This window comes from Mucilaginibacter terrae (genome assembly GCF_031951985.1).
GTDB lineage: Bacteria > Bacteroidota > Bacteroidia > Sphingobacteriales > Sphingobacteriaceae > Mucilaginibacter > Mucilaginibacter terrae_A.
Map to the genome: position 1 here is coordinate 1,336,586 of NZ_JAVLVU010000001.1, position 25,426 is coordinate 1,362,011.

The 25,426-nt window shown below is 43.7% G+C and carries 19 protein-coding genes; 3 read left to right on the top strand and 16 right to left on the bottom strand.

The window, feature by feature from the left end:
- Positions 1–28: 28 nt before the first annotated feature.
- The 5 genes from QE417_RS05450 to QE417_RS05470 form a co-directional block, all read right to left on the bottom strand.
- Complete coding sequence (locus QE417_RS05450; protein ID WP_311948118.1) at positions 29–304, bottom strand: hypothetical protein; 276 nt, start codon at positions 302–304, stop codon at positions 29–31.
- Positions 305–500: 196 nt separating this feature from the next.
- Positions 501–1,700, bottom strand: coding sequence for an MFS transporter (locus tag QE417_RS05455; RefSeq protein ID WP_311948120.1), 1,200 nt, complete (start codon positions 1,698–1,700; stop codon positions 501–503).
- Positions 1,701–1,824: 124 nt separating this feature from the next.
- On the bottom strand, positions 1,825–2,358 hold the full coding sequence (locus QE417_RS05460; protein ID WP_311948122.1) for a DsbA family protein: 534 nt from the start codon (positions 2,356–2,358) through the stop codon (positions 1,825–1,827).
- A 151-nt stretch (positions 2,359–2,509) separates the two neighbouring features.
- On the bottom strand, positions 2,510–2,881 hold the full coding sequence (locus QE417_RS05465; protein WP_311948125.1) for a response regulator: 372 nt from the start codon (positions 2,879–2,881) through the stop codon (positions 2,510–2,512).
- Positions 2,882–3,162: 281 nt separating this feature from the next.
- Positions 3,163–4,176 carry a proline iminopeptidase-family hydrolase gene (locus QE417_RS05470; protein ID WP_311948128.1) on the bottom strand — a complete coding sequence of 338 codons (1,014 nt, stop codon included), beginning with the start codon at positions 4,174–4,176 and terminating at the stop codon, positions 3,163–3,165.
- A gap of 384 nt (positions 4,177–4,560) precedes the next feature.
- On the opposite strand from QE417_RS05470, the gene QE417_RS05475 reads away from it, so the two are divergent.
- Both QE417_RS05475 and QE417_RS05480 read left to right on the top strand, forming a co-directional pair.
- Positions 4,561–5,370, top strand: a complete 810-nt coding sequence (locus tag QE417_RS05475) for an alpha/beta fold hydrolase (RefSeq protein ID WP_311948131.1) — start codon at positions 4,561–4,563, stop codon at positions 5,368–5,370.
- A 489-nt stretch (positions 5,371–5,859) separates the two neighbouring features.
- Positions 5,860–6,732, top strand: coding sequence for an alpha/beta fold hydrolase (locus QE417_RS05480; RefSeq protein ID WP_311948133.1), 873 nt, complete (start codon positions 5,860–5,862; stop codon positions 6,730–6,732).
- Between the two features lie 58 nt (positions 6,733–6,790).
- Here QE417_RS05480 and QE417_RS05485 read toward each other — a convergent pair whose 3' ends face one another.
- Both QE417_RS05485 and QE417_RS05490 read right to left on the bottom strand, forming a co-directional pair.
- Complete coding sequence (locus tag QE417_RS05485) at positions 6,791–7,252, bottom strand: hypothetical protein (RefSeq protein WP_311948134.1); 462 nt, start codon at positions 7,250–7,252, stop codon at positions 6,791–6,793.
- Between the two features lie 134 nt (positions 7,253–7,386).
- On the bottom strand, positions 7,387–8,211 hold the full coding sequence (locus tag QE417_RS05490; RefSeq protein WP_311948137.1) for a sialate O-acetylesterase: 825 nt from the start codon (positions 8,209–8,211) through the stop codon (positions 7,387–7,389).
- Between the two features lie 536 nt (positions 8,212–8,747).
- Here QE417_RS05490 and QE417_RS05495 point away from each other — a divergent pair.
- Positions 8,748–9,125, top strand: coding sequence for a VOC family protein (locus QE417_RS05495; protein WP_311948139.1), 378 nt, complete (start codon positions 8,748–8,750; stop codon positions 9,123–9,125).
- Positions 9,126–9,169: 44 nt separating this feature from the next.
- On the opposite strand, the gene QE417_RS05500 is transcribed toward QE417_RS05495, so the two are convergent.
- The 9 genes from QE417_RS05500 to bglX all read right to left on the bottom strand — a co-directional run bounded on the left by QE417_RS05500 (position 9,170) and on the right by bglX (position 25,394).
- Positions 9,170–10,390: an alpha/beta hydrolase family protein gene (locus QE417_RS05500; RefSeq protein WP_311948141.1), complete on the bottom strand. Its 1,221-nt coding sequence runs from the start codon at positions 10,388–10,390 to the stop codon at positions 9,170–9,172.
- A 95-nt stretch (positions 10,391–10,485) separates the two neighbouring features.
- A complete protein-coding gene (locus tag QE417_RS05505) occupies positions 10,486–12,021 on the bottom strand; it encodes a DUF4832 domain-containing protein (RefSeq protein ID WP_311948143.1) in 1,536 nt (511 codons plus the stop codon).
- Positions 12,022–12,082: 61 nt separating this feature from the next.
- Positions 12,083–13,264 carry a SusE domain-containing protein gene (locus tag QE417_RS05510; protein WP_311948146.1) on the bottom strand — a complete coding sequence of 394 codons (1,182 nt, stop codon included), beginning with the start codon at positions 13,262–13,264 and terminating at the stop codon, positions 12,083–12,085.
- A 55-nt stretch (positions 13,265–13,319) separates the two neighbouring features.
- Positions 13,320–14,966, bottom strand: coding sequence for a RagB/SusD family nutrient uptake outer membrane protein (locus tag QE417_RS05515; RefSeq protein ID WP_311948149.1), 1,647 nt, complete (start codon positions 14,964–14,966; stop codon positions 13,320–13,322).
- Positions 14,967–14,983: 17 nt separating this feature from the next.
- Positions 14,984–18,007: a SusC/RagA family TonB-linked outer membrane protein gene (locus QE417_RS05520; RefSeq protein WP_311948151.1), complete on the bottom strand. Its 3,024-nt coding sequence runs from the start codon at positions 18,005–18,007 to the stop codon at positions 14,984–14,986.
- A 619-nt stretch (positions 18,008–18,626) separates the two neighbouring features.
- Positions 18,627–20,783 (bottom strand): alpha-galactosidase, encoded by a 2,157-nt coding sequence (locus QE417_RS05525; RefSeq protein WP_311948153.1) that lies wholly within the window; start codon positions 20,781–20,783, stop codon positions 18,627–18,629.
- A 23-nt stretch (positions 20,784–20,806) separates the two neighbouring features.
- Positions 20,807–22,420, bottom strand: coding sequence for a glycoside hydrolase family 2 TIM barrel-domain containing protein (locus QE417_RS05530; RefSeq protein WP_311948156.1), 1,614 nt, complete (start codon positions 22,418–22,420; stop codon positions 20,807–20,809).
- Positions 22,383–23,153: a sugar-binding domain-containing protein gene (locus tag QE417_RS05535; RefSeq protein ID WP_311948159.1), complete on the bottom strand. Its 771-nt coding sequence runs from the start codon at positions 23,151–23,153 to the stop codon at positions 22,383–22,385. Before QE417_RS05535 ends, QE417_RS05530 begins: the two co-directional genes overlap by 38 nt.
- An 18-nt stretch (positions 23,154–23,171) precedes the next feature.
- Entirely contained in the window at positions 23,172–25,394 is a 2,223-nt protein-coding gene (bglX, locus tag QE417_RS05540) for a beta-glucosidase BglX (protein WP_311948161.1), read from the bottom strand.
- Positions 25,395–25,426 lie beyond the last annotated feature (32 nt).

The following is a 25,426-nucleotide window of genomic DNA, read 5'->3' on the forward strand; positions in this document are numbered from 1 at the left end:
TTTATTCGGTAATAGCCAATCAGACTATTTATCCGTTGATTCCCTTAATTACCGGCTTAGCTTCCGGATCAAATTCATACTTGTCACAGCGGTCTTCATACCAATCCTTCACAAACTGCTCCTGGCTTTCCAGGTAAGTTTCTATGGCGGGTATACCTTCTGCATGGTTATCTCCGTCAACTAACCGCGGCGCGTTGATATTATTATTATCGATAATGAACTCGTACTTTAAAGAGGTTCGGTCCAGCCGCTCCTTCCAGCCGGTTATATCATGGCCTTTTTCGGGGTAAAATATTGTAATCATTTTGCTATTATTTTTTAATATCTGTACAGAATGTTTCCTACGCATTACAAGGTACATCATGGTTTGGCCAATAGCGTTAACTTTGTAAAAATGCGATTGTTAAGGTTAATCAAGCACCTTGAATGCGATGCAATGTAGATAGAAAACCCTCATTTATTCTTCATTTTAATATCAGATAAGTTATAAGCATTATCATTTAAATATTACTGAGAGGAATAACCGGTATAACTTTACTTACGCCTGCATTCCATACACGGCGCGAGGTGTACGCCAGCGCCAACACCAGTAAGATCAAAAACAACATTGCGGCCGCTAAATCAACACTGAGCAGTGCAAGCATTATTAGGGGACCTGTGCCATAACCAGCAAAAAGGATTGCTGACCCTTTTGCCACAGGCTCTATTGGTGATGAACCTACCCGGGGCAGTTTGAGTATACCGATAAATAAAGGCTGACTACAACCAAAACCAATTGACATAATGCCTAATAAGCATTCGGCCAACCACAAAGGCAAGCTTACCATTAATGCCAAAAGACCGGCAATGGTAACACCAAGTGAGGCGTAAAGGATAGTTATTACCTTTTTATCAAGCCGGTAAAAATACATAAGCAGGGTAACCACAAAGCCAGGCAAGCCGAAAATAAACAGATCAGTTGCTATTTGAAATTCATCTAACCCGTAATGAGTGGTGAAGTAATGACTGATCCAGACGAATACACCGGAGTGGAACACGCCCGTTAAATAAACAAAGCTGTAATTATACCTGCTTTTCCAATCAGATGGTGACCTGCCTGCAGCTTTTATTACAAATGGTTCTACTCCGTCATACCGCTCCCGCCTATCTTCCCATATATAAATCAATAAAAGTAAGGCTGCAAGCGTCCTGATGATCCTGTAAAGGCATCTCCATCCAATGAGTTCGTTCAACCATCCTCCCAAACTTGGCCCAAATGTCATACCTGTGGCTAATGCAAAAATGACCAGCACCATATATTTCAACGACCGCTTATGCTGATGAGGCCGTAGAGACAACAATATTGCCGAGGGCAGCATGGCACCGGTTGCAAGGCCTGTTAGTGCCCTGATCGTTAAAAAGCCAGTAGCAGAGGTGACTATACTAAGCAAATAGGTGCCGGCACACAGCGCAATTAGGGAAAAAACAAAATAGTCTCGCGGATTTATTGCGGGCTTTATAAAAATCATTGCACTTGCGGAGATGGCAAACGGAATAGCAAAGGCAGGTACAGCGAGATTAATTAACGACGAACTGAGATCAACCGACAGGCTGGGAGACAAAGGAGCAATGAGATAAGCCTGAAACATCAGCAGCATACATGCTGCGGCAGGGATAGCCTCAACCCATTGATAACCTTGTTTGATATGTTCTTGTTTCATACCTCTAATTTCGCCGGGAGAAGGCTTGAGTGCATATCATATTAATGATATGTGAAATAATCAAATTAATGCTACGGGCGCAATTAACAATGAAAGCTTATTCACTGAAACATAACTTTCACAGTCAATCCTCCAAAATAATGGAGATTAACACGTACAGATCAGCAGCACAACCATGGAACTGCTTTCCGTTGATAAAAAAGCCAGGCGTTGTAGTTAAGCCGCTTTCCGTTCCCAACTTAAAGTCCATATTGATTTTGGAGTGAACATCTTTACTGATGGAATCCGTTACGAATTTAATGTCATTAAGTCCCAGTTTTTCAGCAAGCTCCATGAAAAGATCATCATTTAATTTGCCCTGATTGCCCATTACAGCATGATGCATTTCCCAGTACTTCCCTTGTTTGCCTGCGGCCTCCACCGCACAAGCAGCATCAAAAGCATAGGGATGCAAATTGAGCAACGGATAATTGCGGAAGGTAAATGAAACTTGCTGCCCGTATTCACGCAAAAGCTCGAGCATAACAGGCCTGGCTGCCCGTGATAAAGGACATTGAAAATCTCCATATTGTATGATACGTATCTTCGGATTATCTGCACCAAGGAAATGCTCATCCATTGAAATAGTCTCTTTTAACAGTGCCATATCGATTTTCATTTATTTAACTTGTTTTACTTCTATGGTTCATAACCTTAACCATTCTCTTTCGAAGATCAACAGTAAGCCCAAGGATTGAAAATCATTTGCCTTATACATCTTATCATTATTTTTATAAAAACCGCTCAGACTACGTTAACCGATCGTCGCCTCAATCATACTGGTACAAAAGGTTGGTGTACTTGTCAACTGTTGCATAAAGATGTGCCAGATCAAAAGGCTTACAAATGCAGTCATCAAATCCGTGAGCATTATAAGTTTCGCCGATGTTATTACTACAACTCAAGGCAATTACGGGCAATGTGGGGTACAAACGTTTAATATGGCTGCACCATTTGATGCATAACTTGCCGGCATAAGCAAAATCTAAGAGGATCAGACCTGGTTTGTGATGCCCGATCAAAGCCATCATATCAATATTCAAATTATGGATACCTACTACAACAAAACCTTGCATTTCGAGGGAAAGACAAATAATTTCCAGTAAGTCGGGATCGGGATCAAATATCAGGATAGTTTTCATCGGTCAGGTAAGCAGGTATAGGTTACAAACAACTCTTCAAATTTCGTTTTGTATTGCCTAACCTAAAAATCAACACACTGATAAGTGCTATAAATGCGCTGATAGACACTTGTTGAATACATTAATCAGGAAATTTAAATCCTGTTATGTTTAAAAGTTACGCCACGCCAACATTCATTTTAATCTGTTCCAGGCAGTAATCTGCCATAATATCCTGATAATAAAAAAATCAAAAGCCCCGCACAACATGGTTATGCGGGGCTTTTAAGCTTTACTTTAATTTACTTTGCATCAGCTTTAAATTTGCCCTCGTCTACTTCTTTTAAAAATGTAGTAAGGCTATTAAAATAGCATTGCTGGTCGTCATACATAGCCATATGGCTACCTTCGGGGCATAGGTATGTACGGCTATTAGGCAATAAGCGCCCTTCTTTTTTCATACTTTCCGGATTCATTTCATCGTAAACCCCGCCAAGCACCAACGCGGGGATTTTTATATCGGCTAATTTGGACCAAAAATCCCAGTCCTTAAAATTCCCCGTAACATGAAATTCGTCCACACCCTGCATCTGAACATAAATTGTTTGATTTGCTTTTTTGAATGCCCGGGTCAATGGTTCCGGCCATTGGTCTATAGGCAGGCGGCAAATCACCTTTGTATAAAGCTTATCCATTAGCAGGTCTGTATACTTTGGTGTTGTGTAGGCTTTACGCCTGTCCAGCGAATCATATATAGCCCTGTCGCGGGCGGTAAACAACTTCTTTTTAAGCGTGGCCGAATAATCAACATAATCCCCAATACTTGCTGTCATGTTTGAAAACACGACACCCTTAACGTGAGACTGATATTTATGGAGGTATTCCATAGCTAACAAGGTACCCCATGAGTGCCCTACAATGTAAAAACCCTCTAAGCCCAACCCCTTGCGTACCTGCTCTACCTCTTCAACATAACGCTTAGTATTCCATAAGGAGGTATCAGCCGGCGCATCTGAGTTACCGCAACCTAATTGGTCATAGTAGTAAATTTCCATGCCTTCCTTAGGCAGGAAGTCGTCGAAGCACTCCATATAATCATGTGAAAAACCCGGCCCTCCGTGCAGCAGCAATACCTTAATCTTTCCATTGCCAACCTTCTTTGTCCATACCTTAAATTTCCCGTCAACACTAATTAGCCGGTTTCCCCCTGTTTTAATGCTGTCAGCAGTAGTGTTACCCATTGCAGGATCAGCTTGCTGCGGTTGTTTACAAGCGAGTAATGCGGCCATAACAACCAATAAAATTTGCCTTTTCATAAATAAATGTTAAAAATTAAAAGTACCAAAGCCTAATCTTCTTGTGTTAAACGGGATAATATTAACCGGCATTAACAACATGCATACGGTCGTACTGTAAACCTATAAAATACCGCCCGACAGGCGCATGGATACAAAGACTAAATAACTGATTAACCGTAGTTTTCTTTCATCATTTATCTAATGAGAGTTATTATCAGGGTGATGTCAAACAGTGCCTCAAGGTTATAAAAATCGAATACTTTCGTAAACGCTTTGTAAGACATCCTTTCGTTTACAAGCCGCTTATAGCAGGCCATGCAGGCATATAAAGTATACCCTGCCGGGCACACCCCATTAGAAAAGCACACTAAACATTATATACTTAATACTAATATTAAAATCATGAAAACAACAGTTTTTAAATCAGCTGCCATGAGCATATCGGCAATGATTATCCTGCTCTTATCCACCTCTCTTCCGGGAGTAGCGCAACAAAAACCGGCACTGAATGATGCTGAAAAACCGACCATAATTCTCGTTCACGGGGCTTTTGCCGATGGTTCTTCCTGGAATAAGGTTATACCCATCCTTCAAAAAAAGGGTTATCAGGCTATTGCCGTACAAAATCCGCTTACATCTTTAGGCGATGATGTAGCAGCGGTTGAACGTGCCATTTCAGAAGTAAAGGGCAAAGTAATTTTAGTGGGCCACTCGTGGGGCGGAGTGGTAATTACCCAGGCTGGTAACAATGACAAAGTTAAAGCGCTGGTGTATGTTGCCGCCTACGCGCCAAGCGAAGGCCAAAGTATTGACAGCATCAGTCGGGAAGCCTATGCCGAAAGAAAAATTCTGAATGTTCCTGGTTTTAACGATCCGGTAATTACCGATGGATATATTCGTTTAAAGGAAGATGCGATCATCAAATATTTTGCACAAGACCTCCCTTTACAGGAAGCTAAAAACATAGCCGCAGGCCAAGGCCGGTTTCATGTAAGTACATTAACGGCAAAAATTACTGTTCCCGCCTGGAAAAGTAAACCCAGCTTTTACGTGGTAGCAGATCATGATCAAATTATATCTCCGCAGGTTGAAGCTGAAATGGCTAAGAAAATACATGCCACCACCGTCCACATCCCTGCAAGCCATGTTGCCATGCTATCCAAACCCGCAGAGGTGGCAGAAGTTATATTCAAGGCCGCAGGTGTCAAATAAGCTTGTACTATAAACATAGGGAACTTACCGATTAGCTGCAGGCAGTAACATTGGTAAATATTGCTTGATCTTATTTATTAAGCAACCTATCATAAAAGCATTAAGCCGGCATCCAGTTGGCTTAATCCTTTTGCATATCAAAAATTCCACGCGTGAAAACGCCATCAGTTAGTTAATGGTAAATCCTAAAATTGCCTCTATCAGGTATAAAAAAAACGATTGCAAATAGAAAAGTTCAATCAATTTTGATTTATACTGTGGGTGAAAATTTCTAAAAAAGGCTACTGATAGATACCTTGAAGTAACATAAAATTGATAACTGTTATCACCCAGGTAATACTCACATGCTGTCAAGGCCAGATTAGTTAACTTTACCTTTGTAAGGTAAAGTTCAGATTCAACCCATGCGACAATTTTGAAAATCAGAAAACGGACCAGTTATGTTCCTAAGATGTAGTGTAATAAAAATAGTAGCGCATAATTTATATAATGCATAATAATACCACTTATAACTACATCGATATAGCCGGAGTTAATATTTTTTATCGTGAGGCCGGACCTAAAGATGCTCCTACCCTACTATTATTACATGGCTACCCCTCATCTTCTTTCATGTTCAAAAACCTGATCAGCGACCTTTGTGACCAATATCATTTGATCGCTCCTGATTATCCCGGTTTTGGCAAAAGCGAACAGCCAGCAGTTGCTGATTTTGATTATACATTTGACAATTATGCGTTTATAATTGAAGAGCTGCTGACCAAGTTGAATATTGACAAATACAGCTTGTACATGATGGATTATGGTGCGCCTTTGGGCTATCGTATAGCTGCAAAATATCCGGAAAGAATAGATACGTTAATTGTTCAGAATGGGTGCGCTTATGAAGAAGGCCTTGATACGTTTTGGGAACCCATCAAGGCTTACTGGCATGACAGAAATAATAAGGAAGCGGAAAACATACTCCGCAGTTTCATCCATCCTGACGGATTGAAGTGGCAGTATACACACGGTGTGCCCGACCATTCGGTTGTCAGTCCTGATAACTGGGAAATGGACCTCCGGCACCTCGAGAAACCAGGGAATGCGCAAATACAACTTGATCTGATCTATAATTACAGGACTAACCCGCCTAAATACCCCGAATGGCAACGATATTTTCAGGATCATAACCCGGAAATGCTGATCGTGTACGGTAAAAACGACTACATATTTCCGGCATCAGTTGCGGAGGCTTACAAGAAAGATGTAAAAAATTTAGAATGCCATTTGTTTGATACCGGGCATTTTGCGTTAGAAAGCCATGGTACACAAATTTCGGCAACGATCATTAACTTTCTGAAGCGGAAAATTATCCGATGAATCAATAGTGCTGCAATAAATACTTTTGCATACTGCATTTATTCAAATTATCTTCTTATTAATAATTGTCACGTATTTTTAAACTATCGGTTCTGAACGAGGATGCAGGGAATCCTTCAACGTTATATAACTCGCCAACAACCCACTCGTTAAAGGCATAGCGCACGTTTAAAGGTTCCTTTACCTGGTCGTTCCATACTTCTATGCCTTCGGCAGTAATTTTTGCCTTTGCGGGGTAAAATATGTTATCTGCACCGGCTATTTTAAAAGTGGTCAGGTCTTTTCCATGAGAGGTAAGGCCCAATTGTGCATTATCAAAATTTAAGATGATGTGACTGTTTTTGATAACTTTTGAATGATATACCGGACTGGCAAAAGGCAATCCTCTGATTTGATAGGCATTGGCCAGTGCCCAAAATGCTAATCGTTTGCCTACTGTTACCTTATCGGGCGGATGTATAAAGTACTCGGCACCCAAATCCATAGTTACAGCCATACCACTGTTGGGTATCAGTTTCATTACTTGTAATTGCGACTCGTGCAGGCGTTGCGGACCTTTGTTGTACTATCCCGGCCATAATGGTAGGGTGCAATTTGCACATAATAAAAAGGCAATTCTCCGCGGCCCCAATCCTTACGCCACCCGGCTACCATTTACGAAAAGAGGCTTTTATACCTATCTGCCGCATCTTTATTAGCCTCTCCCTGGTACCAAATAAACCCTTTAATGGCATAATTTCTTACCGGGAGTACCATACCGTTATACAATGCCGTAGGCGGCTGGCGATCGACGGTTGGGGGTGGAAGTTGCATTGGCAGTTCAATGTCGGGGTGTTGCATAATAGATGCCTTATCCATCCAGGCTTCTATCTTAGTACCTCCCCATGAGGAGAAAATTAGTCCTACGGGTACTTTAAGGCATTGCTGCAGCATCAACCCAAACTGGTATGCCACGGCACTAAAATTGCCTACACTTTCAGTATCTGCCTGTTTCCACTCACCTTGGCAAGTATTTAATGGCGTTAATGATGCGATGCGCGCTACGGTAAATAAGCGCATGTTAGGATTGTTAGCGTTCAATAATAGTTCTGCGGAATTTGTAACCGGCTGATTTTTCCATCCCCGCACGGGCATTTCCATATTTGATTGACCGGAACAAAACCATACCTCCCCAATCAACACGTTAGTGAGCGCAAGTTCTTCACCATCGCTAAGGCTTATGTTGTAAGGTCCTCCGGCAGCGGGAGTATTAATGATAATATGCCAAGTACAGTCTTTGTTTATAAGGGCTTTGTACTGCCTCTTGCTCCAGGATGTGATGAGCTGTACACTTCCCTTGCGAGTACTTTTACCCCAAAGCCTAACTTTAGCTTTTTGCTGCAGCACCATATCAGAACTTACCAGTGCAGGCAATATAATGCGCCCGTAACTGCATAATGCTATGAGCATGAACAATAAAAGCACAGGTAACCGTTTCATACAAATATGTGCAGATTCATTTTGACAATAATTACTTTGTGGCGTTCAGATTAGTCTTAAATAAGCCGTTGGGTATTTTAACATCCGAGTTTTCAATGTGTAGATGCTAACTCCGTGGTTCCGATAGATATCAGGACAGTTTAATTAAATTACAAAGCGCGCTACCTGGATATTCTCACTTTTAAGAAATAGATCATGTTAGCTTAGGAGTATCATGATTCCCCTCTCGTGAAGAACGTGCTATCTTGCTAAACGCTTACTTCAAATAGTCTTCGATTTAAATCCATTTACGATATCTATTCTAACTTCGAAAGTCACTCTCATAGTTATAAATTAATTGCCGGTCTACAAACAGACCTTTTTGACAGTTTATTATCCATCACAACCATGATCGAAAATCACCAGTATTTGTTTCAAAAAGTACCTAATCTGGCCAAGGATATTCCTGATCTACCTGCAATCTTCTGTACTTTAGCAGTCTGCAATCAATCTTTTATAAAATATTCGGTTTCGAACTGATACAATAACTTATGGATATGAAATTTACGCTGGACACGATCATCTTTTACGTTCAAAATGTAGACCAGTTAAAAGCTTTTTACAAGGAAACTTTCAATCTTGAAATAATTGAAGAATACCAATCGTTATGGGCGCTTTTAAATGCGGGGCCTTGCAAGTTAGGGCTTCATAAAATTGGTGAAAAGTATTTGAACGAACTAAAGACAGACGTTAAGTTTGAAAATAATACCAAAATCGTTTTTGAAATAAATGATGACATTAATAAAGTCAGGACGCTTTTTGTTGATCAGAACATTGTAATGAGAGAAATAAAAACTTTTGACAATTATGATTATTGGTTATGCGATGGAGAAGACCCTGAAGGCAATGTTTTCCAATTAAAGCAAAAAAAATAGTTGCAGGATTGAATGTACTTAAAGCAAACTCGCCAAACACTAATTTATTTCTTGTAATGATAGTCGGCAAAGCGTACGAAATTCTCCCAATCATACACGTTCAAATCATGAATACCTTTACGAAGATGATAACCAATGTTTGATTTTATTATTGGAGAGTCGGCAGGTGGCAGTTCGGGTGTTAGTGCTGTGTTTTTATTATACAATTTATAAACCGGGAGTGCATTAATTAGTGATAAGTAAGACCCACGCGGATCGGCCCACCTGTCGTCGACAGCGTTAGTAGTGTATACCGGGCGGGGTGCCATTAAGGCAATCAGCATATGTTGGTCTACGGGTAAATCATTCACCCGATTACTATATTGTTTGTAAGTATCGGCAAACCAGTATCCAAACTGTTTATTAATTAAACTTATGGTTTCGCCATATTGCCTGCGCGCTAATGAAGCGCCCGTACTCCCCGAACAGCTGCTGAAAACCAAGGCGAAACGCTGATCAAGCGCCCCGGCCCATAGCGAAGTTTTTCCTCCCCGTGAATGACCTACCAGGGCTACTTTATGTACATCAATATCTTTATCCGTTTCAAAATAATCCATAACCCTGCTGGCCGCCCATGCCCACGCGCCTATTGCTTTCATGCCGTCTTCCTGAGCTAATAATTCGGGGTAAAGCTGATCGAGCACACCATGCTGGTAAGCATCTTTTTTATCGGGTGCGGCATCGCCCACATGGAAGGCTGCAATGGCATACCCTTTTTCAACAAGCATTTCGGCGGGCCAAAAGTTGCTTTTTACCAGGCGCGTTGGGTCGGTGTTTCGTTTACTGCGGTTATTGATCAATAAAAACACCGGTGCGGGTTTTTTGCGGTTATTAGGCACAAACATAACGAAGGGTATATCAACCTGTTTCCCCTTATTCCAGATGTGAATGGTTACTTCTTTTAAGCTTGCGCGGCCGTCCATAGCATCGGGCATATGATTGGTTAATTCAAACCTTATGCTGTCAAAACCAGCAGGCGTTTGCCCATAAACATTTTTTTTGAATAACGATATTATCTCGGCCCTCCGCTCATTTTCCCAGTCTTTTTTACTTTTAACCGTTTTACCATTTAGCGTCAACAGTACATCGGGCAATGTGTAAGAAGGCACGGCCGCTTCATCATAATTTACTACTTCACCCATAAACGTGTCTGTTTTTTGAGCGTAAGCGAAGTCATTACCTATTAGATAAAGCAATGTGGTTAAAATCCAAAGTTTGTATTTCATTCAACGTTAAATAATTGTATTAATGAAAACTTGTACTTAAAGTAACAGCGCTATGGCCTGCAACCATAGCGCTGATTATTATATACTTTTGATAGTTATTGCACTTGCACATTTAACAATTTAAGCCACCCTGCAGCGGTTAAATCACCATTAACAGCAAGCTTAATACCGGGTTCTTTCTCCTTTTGGGTATCAACAATGGCAACAGCCCATGTGTATGTACCTGCGGGCAAATCTACTTTGGCTTTTAACTCGTAAGATGCCGGGGTATTTTTAAGCCAGGTTGAAGGCTCGGCCTTGTCATCAACAAAAATCTTTTTTACAACACCCGAAGCATCAAGCAAGGCGAAGGCAACTTTGTATTTGTAATTCCATTGCGGTATGTTGTTAGGAAAGTAGCCCCAGCCCATGTTACGCCAGCGGTGGGTAATGGTAGATTCTTCGCCGCTTTTAACGGTTTCGGGCAGATAAACCCTGTCAGGGTATAAGCGGTAACCACCCTCAGAGGTAAAGCGCTGCACTAACGAGAATGACTTGGTAAACCAGCTATCAATTTCACCAACCCTGAAATCCATCATGTTTACCGCAGCCTCTAACGATGCATCAAACTCCCCCTGGCGCACATCTTCGGGATGGTCTTGTCTGTATTTTTTGCTTGGGTCGGTCCAGTAGCTGTGTGTACCGGTGGTTATCCAGCCACCTTCCATAATAATGGGGCGTTTAAAGTTCCATGTTTTGGCAAACGCTTTTTCCCAGCTTTGGTAATAATCGGTCATACCAAAGGCATCCTGGCGCACGCTATAGCCTTTGTTAATGGCTTTAACCAGTAACCTATCGCTGTTTGCATTTGCCGAACCCCAGCTTGCCGGGTGACCAATTAAACGGTGGTAATTAATTACCAACGGAACTTTAGTGAACTGCTGGCTATACAAATCAGTAACCCAGTCAAACACTTCCTCTTTAAGCCTTTCGGTATTGGCAGTAACTGTGGCACCCACCTCCTCGTAAATTACGTTGTGTGCCTCGCCCCATTTACCTAAGCCATAGGCATCAATAAATGCCGTTTTTTTAGGGTCGTTAAAATCAGCAGCCAGTGCGGCAATAAACTTGGCGTAGTACTGTTTAAAAACAGCATCCTGCGGGTAAGGCGTTCTACGTAAGGGGAACGAAGCGTTTTCGAGGTAATATTTGGCCCCGGCATCAAAAACGAATTGGGGTGTATTAAGGCCTTGATCGCGCCCATCAACATTTATGCGGAAAGCAATAGGTACCCCGCGGCTCTCGGCTCCACTGATAAGTTTACCTAAGGCCGAGTTTGGGTCGCGCCAGGCATATACGCCATCGCTTGGGTTAAGCTTAGCCCAACTTGTACGTATATAGCAGGCCGAAGCATAATCAATTGCCTTAACGGTTTTACCTAAATCGGGCACGTAGTAAGTCATGTCCCAATAGCTTTCATTGTCTCCGCCGGCATACATCACCCAACCGTTCATTGGGTTACGAAACACCGTACTGCGGTTATAATTGGGCTTTACCAGCGTGCCTGATGTGGCAGCAGTATCTTTTTCCGAATCCTTTTTGCAGGATACAGACGCTACGCACAATAACGCAGTCACAATTTTTAAAAGCATTACTTTATAGTTTGAAGTTATCATTTTGAGCATCTTTTAGTATAAATTGATACTTGGTTATTTATCTCCTGTCGGCCTGTATGGTCATGTTCCGTAAATCGAAAACCACAATATTGGCCCCTGTGGGTATGGTGTAGTAAGAGTTGCGCTGTGCGCTGGTTGAACCACCTGAAAGCGGAGCAACTGTACCCAAAACAAGCGGAAGTTCCTGCTGCGTTCCGGTGGCAGTAAGCGGGCAACTGAATGCGTAGGCCAGATTCTTGTTGTTATCGTTACCTCCGTACACAATAAACTTGGTTTTGCCTACGCGGGCGCCACTGTACACCAGCACCTGCGGATCGGCGATGCTCACCGTACAATCCATTTTAATAGGTGTTCCAAAATTGTTGATAGCACCATGCATCCATAACTCCGAAATTGTGGTTGTAAAGGTGCTCCACTGTACCACTTTGGGGGCAAGTGCTTTTGCAGGCGAATAAATAGTTGCGGTATTTTTTTGCAGATTAATTACTACACGGTATTCACCGGCGGTTTCTATTTTCCAGGCAAATGGAGTTTCGGCTAATTTTACACCGGTCGCGGTTCCGTCTTTTAATGCGGTGCTTGCATCGGTGGCGGTCGCATAGAATGTTTTGCCGCTATTTTCCATAGTGATTTGCAGGTCGCCGGGTTGCAGGTTAAGTACAAAGGCATACTGGTTGAGGTCTTCCAGCGTTTTTTGCATTTCAATTCTGTTGGCACCTACGGCGCTGCCCCCTACCGATACTTTGGTTGGCACAACATTAATTTTAACGGTACGCACTTCCGGCGCTTCAAAGGTGGCGCCGCCTTCCCATTGGGCAGTTACCCTAAACTCCAGCGTAAACGGTTTATTGGTGGCAACTTTCCATTTTTGGTTTGCCCAGTTCATGAGTTGCTCCGAAGTAAAGCTTTTGCTGAAAACGCCATCGTCTTCATAGGTCATAATGGCGGTAGATGATCCAAAATTGTTGCCCACCACATCCAGCTTGGTAATGTAGGTTACCATGTGATCATCCGACTGCGACCGGGCTTTTTCCCAGTTAAACGTTAAAATGTTTTTGCCGCCGTTATTTTCATCCAACGAAATATTTTCGGCCGAAGCCTTGAGCGCCAATGTTTCCTGAGGTTTTTCAATATCATTGATTTCATGCTTGCAGGCACTAAAACAGGCAATTACGAGCATTAGACACCATGCGTTAAATAAATATTTAACTCTTTTCATACTACAATTTCTTTAAATCCTTGTGATTCATATTTGGGTTGATATTTTCGGCTGATTACTTTCCATACCCCGGGTTTTGCGGGAAAGGGGCGTCGCGGTTGGCATCAATAATTGATTGTGGTATTGGCCATAAAATATTGTTGGTTGTTATTTTACCGCTGATGGCCGTATTGTAGGTTTTCACCCTTTCAACCAGTTTATTGGTACGCACCAGTGTAAAGCGTCGGCTCTCCTCGCCCACCAGTTCGCGTATGCGCTCGTCGAGCAGGAAATCCATGGTCATTTGGCCTGCGTTGATAACCGATGCGCCGGCACGTTTACGCACCTCATTAACCGCATCGGCAGCCTTACCCGGATTGTTTTGACCAAGGTAAGCTTCGGCGAGCAACAGGTAAGTTTCGGCCAAACGGAACTTCATGCGGTCTTTATAGCTGCCGGTAAGGCTCAGGTTTTCGGCACGGCCATAAAAGAATTTAGTAATAGCCGGAAACAAGCTTTTGGTTGAGAACCAGGTTTGCTCGGTAATACTGGCTTTTTTACCAACCAATGCTGCCTCATTAGGATTGTTATAATACCAGTTGCGTTTGATGTTGTAATTAGAGTTACGAATGTCGGTCGACTCAAAAATACCTGCAACGTTGCCACTTGCAGTAGTGCCGGTAGTACCCACCCACCATTTCATAGGTGTTAATTGCGCCAAACCACGGCCTCCTAAGGTATCGGCCAGTACAAAACCTGTAATGTCAGGATATTTGGGAATCCATGCACGGCGTGTCCAGTCATCAGAGTTGGTGCCACCACCAATAACGTTAAATTCAAATTGTAATACCCAGATGCTTTCTTTGTTGCCGTTTTTGAGCCTGTTTTGGTTGTTCTCCACGAACAAATCGCTAAACACATCGCCGGCTTTATCCTTACTTGCGCCAAAACGGGTTTTCATGAGGCTGTAGTTGCCGCTGTTTATTACGGCTAAGGCTGCCTGTTCGGCTAATTGATACTGCCCTTGCATAAGGTACATTTCGCTCAGTAAATGACTGGCTGCCCATTTGGTTACTTTACCATCTTTAACCTGATCGGGATTAGCTGGCAGGTTTTCGGCAGCAAATTTCAGATCATCAACAATGTGGCCTAATACCTCGGCTTTAGGCGTACGGGTAAAGTTAAGTTTAAAATCGTACAAAATGGTTTCCACATAAGGCACATCGCCATATAAATAAACCAGCGTGCGATAGGCATATGCCCTAAAAAAACGCGCTTCTGCCTGGAAACGAACCTTATCGGTGGGCGAATCCCAGTTGGTGTTTTTCTCAGAATAAACCAACATTAAGTTGGCCGACGAAATAAGGCTGTAAGCCCAGTTCCAGTACGAACCTACAAAGCGCTCGGCCGGTGTTAGCGTTAAGTTGGCGAAGGCTGTTAATGAGGCATCGCTGTTAATTACATCGGCAATATCGGTAGCGGCCTGTAAGGCTTCATACGGACAAGCGCCATTGTGCAAGTATGCACCTCCCTCGCCAAAGGTATTATACTCTGAACGGGTAAGCGCGTACAAACCTGCGCTGCCCACTTCAAAGCCATAGGTACTGGTAAAAGTATTGGTTGGAGCCAGTTCGGTTTTAAGCTCTTCGGTTAAAAATTTTTTACACCCGCCTAATGAGATGAGTACAATAAGCGATAGGCTTGCTTTTATAATTTTTTTCATTTTTGCGTGGTTTTAAATTAGAAGTTTACGTTTAGGCCAAACACTAATAAGCGGGCAGTTGGGTAAGATGCCATCCAGGTATTATCATAGTTAAGCACCTGCCTTATATTAGAGAAAGTGTACAGGTTGTTTACGCTGAGGTTCATATCAACCGCGCTAACCCCAAGTTTGCGGGCAAAATTTGTGTTGAGTTTATAACCAAATGTTACATTCCTGATTTGTACATAATTTACCTTTTTGTAAAAGCCATGCCCAAACGTGTTGTTATAACCCGGCGATACGATGGTAGCTTCGGGGTTTTCGGGTGTCCAATAGTTAGCGTTATGCACGTAGTTGGTTATTCCGAAGGTCCATGAGCCAAGGTTGGCCATGTTGTCATCGCGCCAAACCCCAAAAGTTCCGGTTGCCAGGGCCGACATGTAAAAGTTTTTATAGCTCACCCGGTTAGCCAATGAGGCCGTATAACGAGGCATTTTTGAGCCTATGATCTTCCTGTCACTGGTATTAATAAAGCCGTTACCATCAACATCCTGCAATTTGGCCGAGCCGGGGGCTGCGCCGGTTTGCGCCTCGCGCTGATTTTCGCTGGCATCGGTATAAAAAAACTGGTCGCCACGTTGCCAAATGCCTACCATGTTGTAGTCGTAAAACACACGTAGCGGCTTGCCTATAAACCAGTTGTTGTTAATATCATCCAAACCGTCGCCACGCAGTTCAATAATCTTATCACGGTCGAACGAGAAAACCACTGTTGAGTTCCACTTAAAGTCTTTATGGCTGATGTTGGTGGTATTTAGCGTAACCTCTAAACCCTGGTTCTGGGTTTCGCCAACGTTGTCCCATATACGGCTGTAACCGTTCATGATTGGCACGGTGCGGGTCATGAGGAGGTCTTTGGTACGCGAGCGGTACATATCAACACTACCGCTAACCCGGTTGTTAAACAATTGAAAATCGATACCGATGTTACCTGTGTAGGTGGTTTCCCATTTCAGATTGGGGTTACCTACGCCGTCGCCGGCCAAATAAGCGGTGTTAACAGCGGTGCCACCATCGCCCCAAATGTATTTTACGCTTGAGTAAAGACGATCGAGCGTGCGGTATGGCGTAATGGCCTGGTTACCATTTGCACCGTACGACAGGCGTAGCTTTAGCATGCCTAACCAGTTTACCTTATTTTTCAGGAAGCTCTCCTCGCCAATATGCCAGGCCAATGCGGCCGACGGGAAGAAGGCATATTTATTATTTACCCCAAATACCGAAGCACCATCAGACCGGCCGGTAAACGTGGCTATATACCTGCCCTTGTAACCGTAATTTAAACGGCCCATGTATGATAGTAATGCTGTCTCTGAAAGACTTGAAGTGTTAGTGATGTTACGCGCAGCCGTATTCATCATAAAGTAGCTGGTATCGTCGGTTACAAAGCCTTCGGCGCTTTGAGAGGAGCCTACACTCTTGGTTTGCTGCACACTGAAGAGGCCGGTTGCATCAAAGCGGTGGTCGCCTATCTGACGTTCATATTTCAGAATGTTTTCCCAGGTATAATCATTGTAGTGGCTGTTGCTGATACTGGCACGGCCGCCTACTAATCCGGCCTGCTCGCGGCCGTCAAACGTATCGCGACCATAATAGGTGCCGGTAAAACCGCTACGGTAATTGTAGCCAAAGTTTGTGCGAGCCGATAAGCCTTTAAGCGGTAATTGGATATTGGCATAAGTTGACAGGAAAAAGTTACGGTTAATGCGATCCTGATCGGCATTTACGTTGCGCATTGGGTTTACAATGAGCGAGTACTCCATTGGCTCGGGCACATAATAACCGGCAGCATCTTTATAACTGCCGTAGGGGCTTTGCTTTATAGCATGCTCAATATTAGGCTGAACGCCGCCATCGCTGCGTTGTGTATATTGCGTACCAACGCCTATGGTTAACCACTTATTAAAGGTTTGGTCAATGTTAGCAGTCATATTCAGGCGGGTAAGGGTTGAGTTGTATACCACACCGTCCTGCTTTAAAGCCGCCACTGCCGCCATGTATTTGGTAGATTCGGTACCGCCCGAAATGCTGAGTTGATGATCGGTGGTTATTGCTTTTCTGAAAATATAGCTCTGCCAATCGTTTGTAATGCCTTTTACGTAATTACCGCGCTCGGTAACACTGATAATATTTCCGGCAACAGGATCGAGCTGATCGCCGGTGTAACCTTCTCGCAAACGGCCAATGTCTTGCTGAAAGCGGATAAACTCGTTTGGCCCCATTACATCAATACGTTGCATAGGTTCGGCTACTCCTAACTGACCGCGATAACTAACCTGCGGTTTGCCCAACATACCCCGTTTGGTTTGAATAAGGATAACGCCGTTTGAACCGCGCGAACCATAAATGGCCACTGCCGAAGCATCTTTTAGTACGGTAAGGTTTTCAACGTTATTGGGGTCAATATCAACCAGCGAACCGCTGTACGGAATACCATCTAACACAATTAAGGGTGAGTTATTGGCCGAAAGCGAGTTTTCGCCGCGAATGAGCAGCGATTGGTCTTGCCCCGGAGCAGCATTGGAGGTAGTAATGTTAAAACCGGCAACCTGGCCCACCAAACGGTCCATAAGGTTTGGGGTCGATACCATGCCCAATTGTTCTTTACCCACCACGGCAAGGCCGCCGGTTAGGTCTTTCTTTTTGGCAGTACCATAACCTACTACTACCAGTTGGTCGAGCACCTTGTCGCCACTCATGGTAATATTAATTACGCCCGACGATGGCACTTTTGCTTCCTGGGCATCAAAGCCCACGTATGTAAAAACAAGGGTAGCCGCGGGCGATGCCTGTATGTTAAAATTACCTTCAGAATTGGTTTGTGTACCCGTTGAAGATCCTTTAACCATTACCGATACGCCAACCAATGGTGCCTTACCCAAATCGGTAACCTTACCTGTAACTTTTATTGGGGTTTGTTGTGCGTAACTGTAATTTACGGCCAGCGCCAGCACAACGAGCAGTAGCCAGTTTTTAAAATTGATGTATACTTTTTTTCTCATTTAAAATTTGATATGGTGAGTATGTGTTTGCAATTTGTGGTCAATAGAAGTGCAGGCCACTACTAAAGCAGCTTTAATTGTGGAGAAAGCTTGCGCATGCCCCCGTAAATAATTTTTGATTTAAACCTTACCGGTGTTAGTTTGCAAAAGCTTAACTAAACCGTTTACAAAAACTATGTGGTTAACTGTACGATTGATGCTGCGCGCGATTTATATAAGCGGCACGAGCAAATAAAGACGGTGTAGATCTTTTGCCATAATTTAAGAGTTTGTTTGGTTTTGAATTAATTAACTGGTGAAGCAAATTTGTTGAGTAAATGCTCATCCGTAGCCCCATAAATCAATCATTTAGGGGGTACTTTTTCACCAAATGGTTAAAAATCACCCTTTTTATAAGATTATAGCGAGCAAAACACCCGAGTAATAACACTGTAAATCAACTATTTACATCACACAGCAGGCAGCTTTCTAATCAACGAAAAATATTTAACCTTGATAATGACATAGTTATGCCTGTATAATTATCTGCAATCAAGACGAACGTGCCAGGATCCCCGCTACAAACAAAAAAATGCGGGCACCACCGATGCCCGCACTTTAATAATAGCGTTAGTTTTTGCTATTGCGCCGTTATTTCGACAATTGAACTGGTAAGCGCTTTTAAATGCCAGCTGTTTAAATCGAGCCCAACCTTCATTAAAAAATCGCCGGTGTAAACGCGGCCATTATCAGGCAGGATGGGCTTGGCCCCTGTCATCATGTTTATTTCTTCTACCTTATATTTTTTATTGGCATCAAGTCCTGCCAGTTTTACGCGGTTAACAGTTTCACGTTCGCGAATATTGAGGTTGTAGTTGAATAATACAGCTTTTGATTTGACGCTATCCACATACATCAGCACCGCGCGATTTTCTTCATAGGGTGATATAAGGCGGTATAAATCACCATACCATATCACATTGCTTAAACGTTTGTAATTTTTAATGGCCAGCTTGCTGAATGTCAGCTCATCGGGCGTCATTTTCTTTACATCAATATCGTACCCCAGCTTGCCCATCATAGCTACATCGGTACGAAACTTAAGCGGCTGCTTACCCCACGAGGTAACGTGCGAAGCTATCACATTGGCCGGGTAAAAATTGCTGTACCCCCACTGCATGTACACCCGCTCCAACGGATCGGTATTGTCGCTGGCCCAAAACTCGGTGAAATATTTGAGTGCTTCATAGTCGATACGGCTGCCGCCACCCGAGCACAACATAATGGGTAAATGCGGGTGTTTTGCGCGTAAACGCGTGAAAACTTTGTACAAATTAAGAACGTAATCAACATACAGGTTCGATTGCTTGTCCTTTAAATACGGCGACCAGGTGTTGGTCATGATGCGGTTACAATCCCATTTAATAAACCCAAGGCCAGGATTTTTGCTGATGAGATCGTCCATAGTTTGATAAACAAAATCGGCCACTGCGGGGTTAGCCAAATCGAGCACCATTTGGTTGCGTTGCTCATTTTCGGCACGGTTTGGTAAACGCAAAACCCAGTCGGGGTGCTTTTCATAAAGCTCACTTTTAGGGTTCACCATTTCGGGTTCAATCCAAATACCAAATTTGGTTCCTTTGGCTTCGGCCTGTTTAATGAGGTTGCCTATGCCATTGGGGAGTTTGGTTTTGGTGGGCTGCCAATCGCCCAAACCCGCTTTATCATTACTACGCGGGTATTTGTTGCCAAACCAGCCATCGTCGAGCAAAAACAGATCAACACCGAGATTAACGGCATCGTCAAATAAGCCGCTTAGCTTTTGTTCATCGAAATTAAAAAAAGTTGTTTCCCAGTTATTAAGCAGCACCAGGCGGGGTTTGTTGCCGTCCATTACATCATGGTTACGTGCCCAGCTATGCAAATTACGACTGGCCTGCCCCCTGCCGCTGGCCGAATAGGTAAAGATAAATGCAGGCGTAGTAAACGTTTTACCCGCCGCCAACTTATAAGCCGAAGCATACGGATTTATACCCGAAATAACCCGCAATGCATTGTTTTGATCGGTTTCGAAATGAAATTTGAAGTTACCTGTCCAAGCCAGGGTGCCAGCAATTACCTCGCCGCTGGTTTCATCGGACTGTTTACCCAACGATAATAAAAACAGCGGGCTTTGGTACATGGCTGCACGCGTACCCAGCTTGCTATCAATTTCCTTAATACCACTGGTCAATTTCGATTCCTGCATTTTCATTTCGGCAGCCCAATCGCCGTGGTATTGGGTCAGCCAGTATTCGCGCGCATCAAAATGCAGCATGGATGAGGCGTAATCGTTGAGAGTTATTTCCCCTTTTTCACCGTTGATGATTTCGGTCCAGCTCTTTATTACATCCTCTTTAGTGTAGGCCTGGTAATGTAGCTTAACGGTAATGGGATATTTAGGATCTTTAAGCGTAACAATTGTTTCGGTACTACCCGAAGTAGATTGCTCGGTTTTTTGCTCAACAAATAACAGCTCGAGCGATGGGTTGCTATCGGTATGAGTTATGCGTATAGCCGGTTGAAACGAATCTTCCATACCGCCACCTATGTAGGCTTCCTTACCCTGTGGCAGGATGTTATTATCGGCGGCGTTGGCAAGCTTGGTGCTGAGATAGTTTTGATACACCCGGCCGTTTTTGCCCACGCTGAGCACCAATGAGGTATGGTTGGTTTCAATTACAATGCGCTGATTGGTTTGAGCCTGCAAACCGGAACACGCCAATAGCAGTGCAATAAAAATGTTATATTTCTTCATCAGGTATAATTCTTCAGGTATATTTAATTGGTGTTGAGGGTTAGTACCCCACTTTTTAGCCCAGTGCCCGATGCCTTTATTTGCACCTTACCGGCTGTACGTTTGCTACGCAAAACTAATAAACACCGGCCATCATTTACGCGGCGATGATTAGCAACAAAATGCTCATCGCCCATGCGGTTGTTATTGGCAACTCCTGCAATGGTGGCCGTGCCGTTCAGGTCAAATTTAATATCATTTGTGGCTTCCTGCACTACCAGGCCATTTTTGTCAACCACGGTTACGGTAATGTAGGCTAAGTCAATTCCGTTGGCATTAAAATGCGTAGAATCTGTTTGTAATATAATACGTTCGGGCTTGCCCGTGGTTTTTGCCTCGTCGGTAGCTATTGGCTTACCATTTTTACGGGCAATGGCCTTAATGGTACCTGGTTCGTAAGTTACCTCCCAACTTATTTTATGTTTGGGAAAATCCTTCATTTGCTTAACACCAACCGATTTATTATTGACGAACAGTTCCACTTCATCGCCCGTGGTAAAGGTATACAGGGTGAGTTTTTGGCCCGGTTTCCAATTCCAGCTATCACTTATTTTAATGGTGTTCATAAACACGTCATTCCAAACCCGCGACTCGCTTGCCGAAGCATCGAAGACGGCAATCTTAACCATCGGCTCTTCGGTGTAAAGGCTTTGAATGTAATAGGTAATCGGTTTCCAAAAGTCGCACCAGTCAATCAAGCCATTCCAACCTTTAGAGGGCCATTTGAATGATTCGCCAATGTAATCCGTTCCGCCCCAGTAAAACTGCCCGCAGGCGTAGCTGTGGTCGTAGTTAAAAAAGTTTTCGCCGCCGTTATCGGTGGTCATTTCACTTTCGAGGAATATGAGTTGCGGGAATTTAGGATGGTCGCGCTTATAAAATCTCGACATGTAATTATCGCTCATTACATCCATATGGAAAGCCATGGGCACCGGGCTGTCCTCATCGCGCGATGGATACAGGCCGCAGGTTACCTTGCGCGATGGGTCGGCCTGATGCACAAAATCAACCATTTTATTAATTAGTACTACAAATGCCGTGTCTTTGTATTCCTGCTTTACGGCAACCTCGTTGCCCACGCTCCAAATAAATACGCTGGGATGGTTGCGGTCGCGTTTAATAAACCAGGCTAAATCGGGTTGCCAGTGCTGTTTAAAGTCTTCGCCCGGGCCATAGTATTCGCTGCTCCATTTGTCAAATGCTTCATCGAAAACGAGTATGCCCAGTTCATCACACATATCCAATACCGACTTTGTGTATGGGTTATGCGCTAACCTGATGGCGTTTACACCCATTTTTTTCAACCCGAGCAAGCGGCGCTTATAACCTTTATCAAAAGCTGCTGCCCCCAACGGACCTAAATCATGGTGAATGTTTACACCATTCAAAAACACCTTCCGCCCGTTGAGCAGGAAACCCTGTTCGGGCGTAAAATCGACTGTACGGATACCGAAACGGCTATAATACACATCGCGCAGATTATTGCCCAAGCTTACATAGCTTTTAACGTGATAAAGTTTAGGTGTATTTATATCCCAAATAACAGGATTGCTAATGGTTTTATACTGCTGATAGTTGTAAGTTTGATGCGCACGCAAAAGGCACCGCGCTTAGCATTGAACCAACTTCTTTACCTTCGGACGAAATTATAACGGTTTTCAACGTAGCTAACACAGCGGTATCGGCCTTGTTAACTACTTCAGTTTGTACTGATATTTTTGCCTGGTTATTACTAATAAACGGTGTAGTTATGTAAGTCCCGTTTTCAACAATATGCAACGGGGCTTTAACATGCAGCCAAACGTTGCGGTAAATACCTTCACCTGTATACCAGCGCGAACTTTGTTTGTAAGTATTATCGTACCGTACGGCGATGGTATTAGTTTGGCCCGCAACCATGTGTTTGGTCACATCATATGTAAAGCCGGTATAACCGTTAAGGTGTTTGCCTAAATAAATACCATTCACCCAAACTTCGGCGGCACGGTATACGCCTTCAAACTCAATGCTTATAATTTTGCCTTTTGCACTGGCCGGTACAAACAATACTTTACGGTACCAACCAATATGTCGCGGGCGAAATCCGTTTTGGCGTGTGCCGCTTACGGTATCAAAACCACCGGCAATACTGCCATCATGAGGCAAGTGCACGGTTTGCCATTTGGTATCGGTAAACGTCTTTTCCTTTGCGGCTGGGTTGTCGCCAATAAAAAACTTCCAGTCGAAGTTAATGAGGCTATCTCTGTGTGAAATAGTTTGCGCGGAAAGTTTATGTATACCGACCGCAAATATCAAAGCAAACCCAACGAGTAATTTAGTGTAAATGTTCATAGTGATGGCTTTGAAGTGCTACTTGAGTTCAAAATCGGCCTGAAGTTTCAGATCGTCGGATGCGCCGCCAATCATCACTTTGAATTTGCCCGGTTCCGAGTCCCATTTCAGTTGTTGGTTATAAAACGACAACGTTTCGTTATCAATAGTAAAAGTGATAGATTTTGATTCGCCGGGGTTTAAGACCACTTTTTGGAAACCTTTTAACTTTTTGGTTGGCTGTACTACCGAAGCCACAGGGTCGTGAATGTATAATTGCACCACTTCTTCGCCTGCACGGCTGCCGGTGTTGGTCAGCGTAAAACCGGCGGTTATTTTGCCGTTTTTAGCCATAGTGGTTTTGTCGAGCTTTAAATCGGAGTACTTGAAGGTAGTATAACTTAAGCCGTACCCAAAGGCAAAGCGCGGCGCATTGGGTACATCAATATACCCTGTTTGATATTGGAAAACATTGGCATTATAAGGGTGACCAGTTTTATAATCATTATACGTTAACGGAATTTGCCCCACCGAGCGCGGGAAGGTTACCGGTAACTTTCCGGAAGGATTGACAGCGCCCGTCAATACATCAGCAATGGCATTACCGGCCTGGTCGCCCAGGAACCATGCATATAATACAGCATTAGCCTTATTGGCAATGTTATTAAATATAAGCGGACGACCAGCCATCAGCACAGCTACAACAGGTTTACCGGTTGACTGCACCGCTGTAAACAAATCATCCTGACTGCCGGGTAAACCAATTTCGGCACGCGAGCGCGATTCGCCGCTTTGGTCGTAAGCTTCGCCTAAAGCCATAATTACCAAATCGGCGTTTTTAGCTGCTTTCACAGCTTCGGCAAAGCCTGTGGTATCGTTGGTTTTTATAGGTGCTCCTTTAACATAAGTGATGCGTACATCTTGTCCAAGCTTTTGCTGTAAGCCTTTGAGCAGTGTAACTACCCTTTCGGCCTCGTTAGCACCGGCCCAGGCACCTTGCATATCGCGTTTCGAATCGGCAAGCGGACCAATAAGGGCAATGTTTTTAACCGTTTTTTGTATTGGCAAAACTGCATCCTGGTTCTTAAGCAGCACTATTGATTTTTGTGCAACTTTAAGCGTTGCCTTTACGTGTTCGGGGTTATTTAGCTCGGTTTTCTCACGTTCTTCGTTACAAAAACGGTAAGGGTCTTCAAATAATCCCAACTCAAATTTCTTAACCAAAATGCGTTTAACGGCATCATCAATTAATGTTATGCTTACCTGTTTGGTAGTTACAAGTTCCTTTAAATGTTCGAGATAGCTGTAGCTCATCATATCCATGTCGCACCCCGAAATGATGGCTTTCAACGCAGCATCTTTTTTATTGCCCACGTATCCCCACTTTATCATTTGGTCTATTGAACCCCAATCGCTCACCACAAACCCGCTGTACTTCCATTTACCTTTCAAAATATCGCGTTGCAGGTAATTGCTGGCGGCGGTAGGCACCCCATTAAGGGTATTAAACGAACTCATAAACGTGGCAGCCCCGGCATCAACCGCAGCCTTAAACGGCGGCAAATAGATTTCCCAAAGCTGGTGGTCGCTCATTTCCACATCATTATAATCGCGCCCCGATGATGAAGCACCATAAGCGGCAAAGTGTTTGGCACAAGCCATTACAGCATCTAAACCACCCAGTTTTTCGCCCTGAAAGCCCAGTACGCGGGCTTTAGCTATATAATTTCCTAAATAAGTATCTTCTCCGGCACCTTCCATAATACGGCCCCAGCGTGGGTCGCGGGCAATGTCAACCATGGGTGCAAAAGTCCAGTGCAGGCCAACGGCGGCCGCCTCTTTGGCGGCTATGTGTGCCGACAAGCGAATGAGATCCATATCCCACGTGGCCGACTCGGCCAGCGGTACCGGGAAAATGGTTTTATAGCCATGTATTACATCCATACCAAAAAGCAGCGGTATTTTAAGGCGCGATTGCATGGCCACCTCCTGCACATGGCGGGTGTTTTGCACACCCTGCACGTTAAGCATAGAGCCTACTTTGCCCAGTTTAATATCATTGAGCATATTGGCGTTTTGCTTAACCAACGGACCTGTTACCTCGCGGCCTGAGTATTGGTTGAGCTGACCTATTTTTTCATCGAGCGTCATGAGGCGTATAACCGAATCAACCCTTTGGTTGATGGTTTTACGCTGCGCAACGGCACTCCATTGTATACCCGCAAGCGCCAGGCTTATAATGCTTATTTTAACTTTGTACATTCAAATGTTGTTATTCGTATTATTAGTAGTAA

Excerpts from the sequence above, each read along its gene's own strand:
- QE417_RS05450 (WP_311948118.1), bottom strand. The coding sequence starts at position 304 with ATGATTACAATATTTTACCCCGAAAAAGGCCATGATATAACCGGCTGG.
- QE417_RS05500 (WP_311948141.1), bottom strand. The coding sequence starts at position 10,390 with ATGAAATACAAACTTTGGATTTTAACCACATTGCTTTATCTAATAGGT.
- QE417_RS05485 (WP_311948134.1), bottom strand. The coding sequence starts at position 7,252 with ATGAAACTGATACCCAACAGTGGTATGGCTGTAACTATGGATTTGGGT.
- QE417_RS05455 (WP_311948120.1), bottom strand. The coding sequence starts at position 1,700 with ATGAAACAAGAACATATCAAACAAGGTTATCAATGGGTTGAGGCTATC.
- bglX (WP_311948161.1), bottom strand. The coding sequence starts at position 25,394 with ATGTACAAAGTTAAAATAAGCATTATAAGCCTGGCGCTTGCGGGTATA.
- QE417_RS05525 (WP_311948153.1), bottom strand. The coding sequence starts at position 20,783 with ATGAAGAAATATAACATTTTTATTGCACTGCTATTGGCGTGTTCCGGT.
- QE417_RS05510 (WP_311948146.1), bottom strand. The coding sequence starts at position 13,264 with ATGAAAAGAGTTAAATATTTATTTAACGCATGGTGTCTAATGCTCGTA.
- QE417_RS05465 (WP_311948125.1), bottom strand. The coding sequence starts at position 2,881 with ATGAAAACTATCCTGATATTTGATCCCGATCCCGACTTACTGGAAATT.
- QE417_RS05495 (WP_311948139.1), top strand. The coding sequence starts at position 8,748 with ATGAAATTTACGCTGGACACGATCATCTTTTACGTTCAAAATGTAGAC.
- QE417_RS05490 (WP_311948137.1), bottom strand. The coding sequence starts at position 8,211 with ATGAAACGGTTACCTGTGCTTTTATTGTTCATGCTCATAGCATTATGC.
- QE417_RS05460 (WP_311948122.1), bottom strand. The coding sequence starts at position 2,358 with ATGAAAATCGATATGGCACTGTTAAAAGAGACTATTTCAATGGATGAG.
- QE417_RS05515 (WP_311948149.1), bottom strand. The coding sequence starts at position 14,966 with ATGAAAAAAATTATAAAAGCAAGCCTATCGCTTATTGTACTCATCTCA.
- QE417_RS05520 (WP_311948151.1), bottom strand. The coding sequence starts at position 18,007 with ATGAGAAAAAAAGTATACATCAATTTTAAAAACTGGCTACTGCTCGTT.
- QE417_RS05535 (WP_311948159.1), bottom strand. The coding sequence starts at position 23,153 with ATGAACATTTACACTAAATTACTCGTTGGGTTTGCTTTGATATTTGCG.
- QE417_RS05470 (WP_311948128.1), bottom strand. The coding sequence starts at position 4,176 with ATGAAAAGGCAAATTTTATTGGTTGTTATGGCCGCATTACTCGCTTGT.
- QE417_RS05475 (WP_311948131.1), top strand. The coding sequence starts at position 4,561 with ATGAAAACAACAGTTTTTAAATCAGCTGCCATGAGCATATCGGCAATG.
- QE417_RS05480 (WP_311948133.1), top strand. The coding sequence starts at position 5,860 with ATGCATAATAATACCACTTATAACTACATCGATATAGCCGGAGTTAAT.
- QE417_RS05505 (WP_311948143.1), bottom strand. The coding sequence starts at position 12,021 with ATGCTTTTAAAAATTGTGACTGCGTTATTGTGCGTAGCGTCTGTATCC.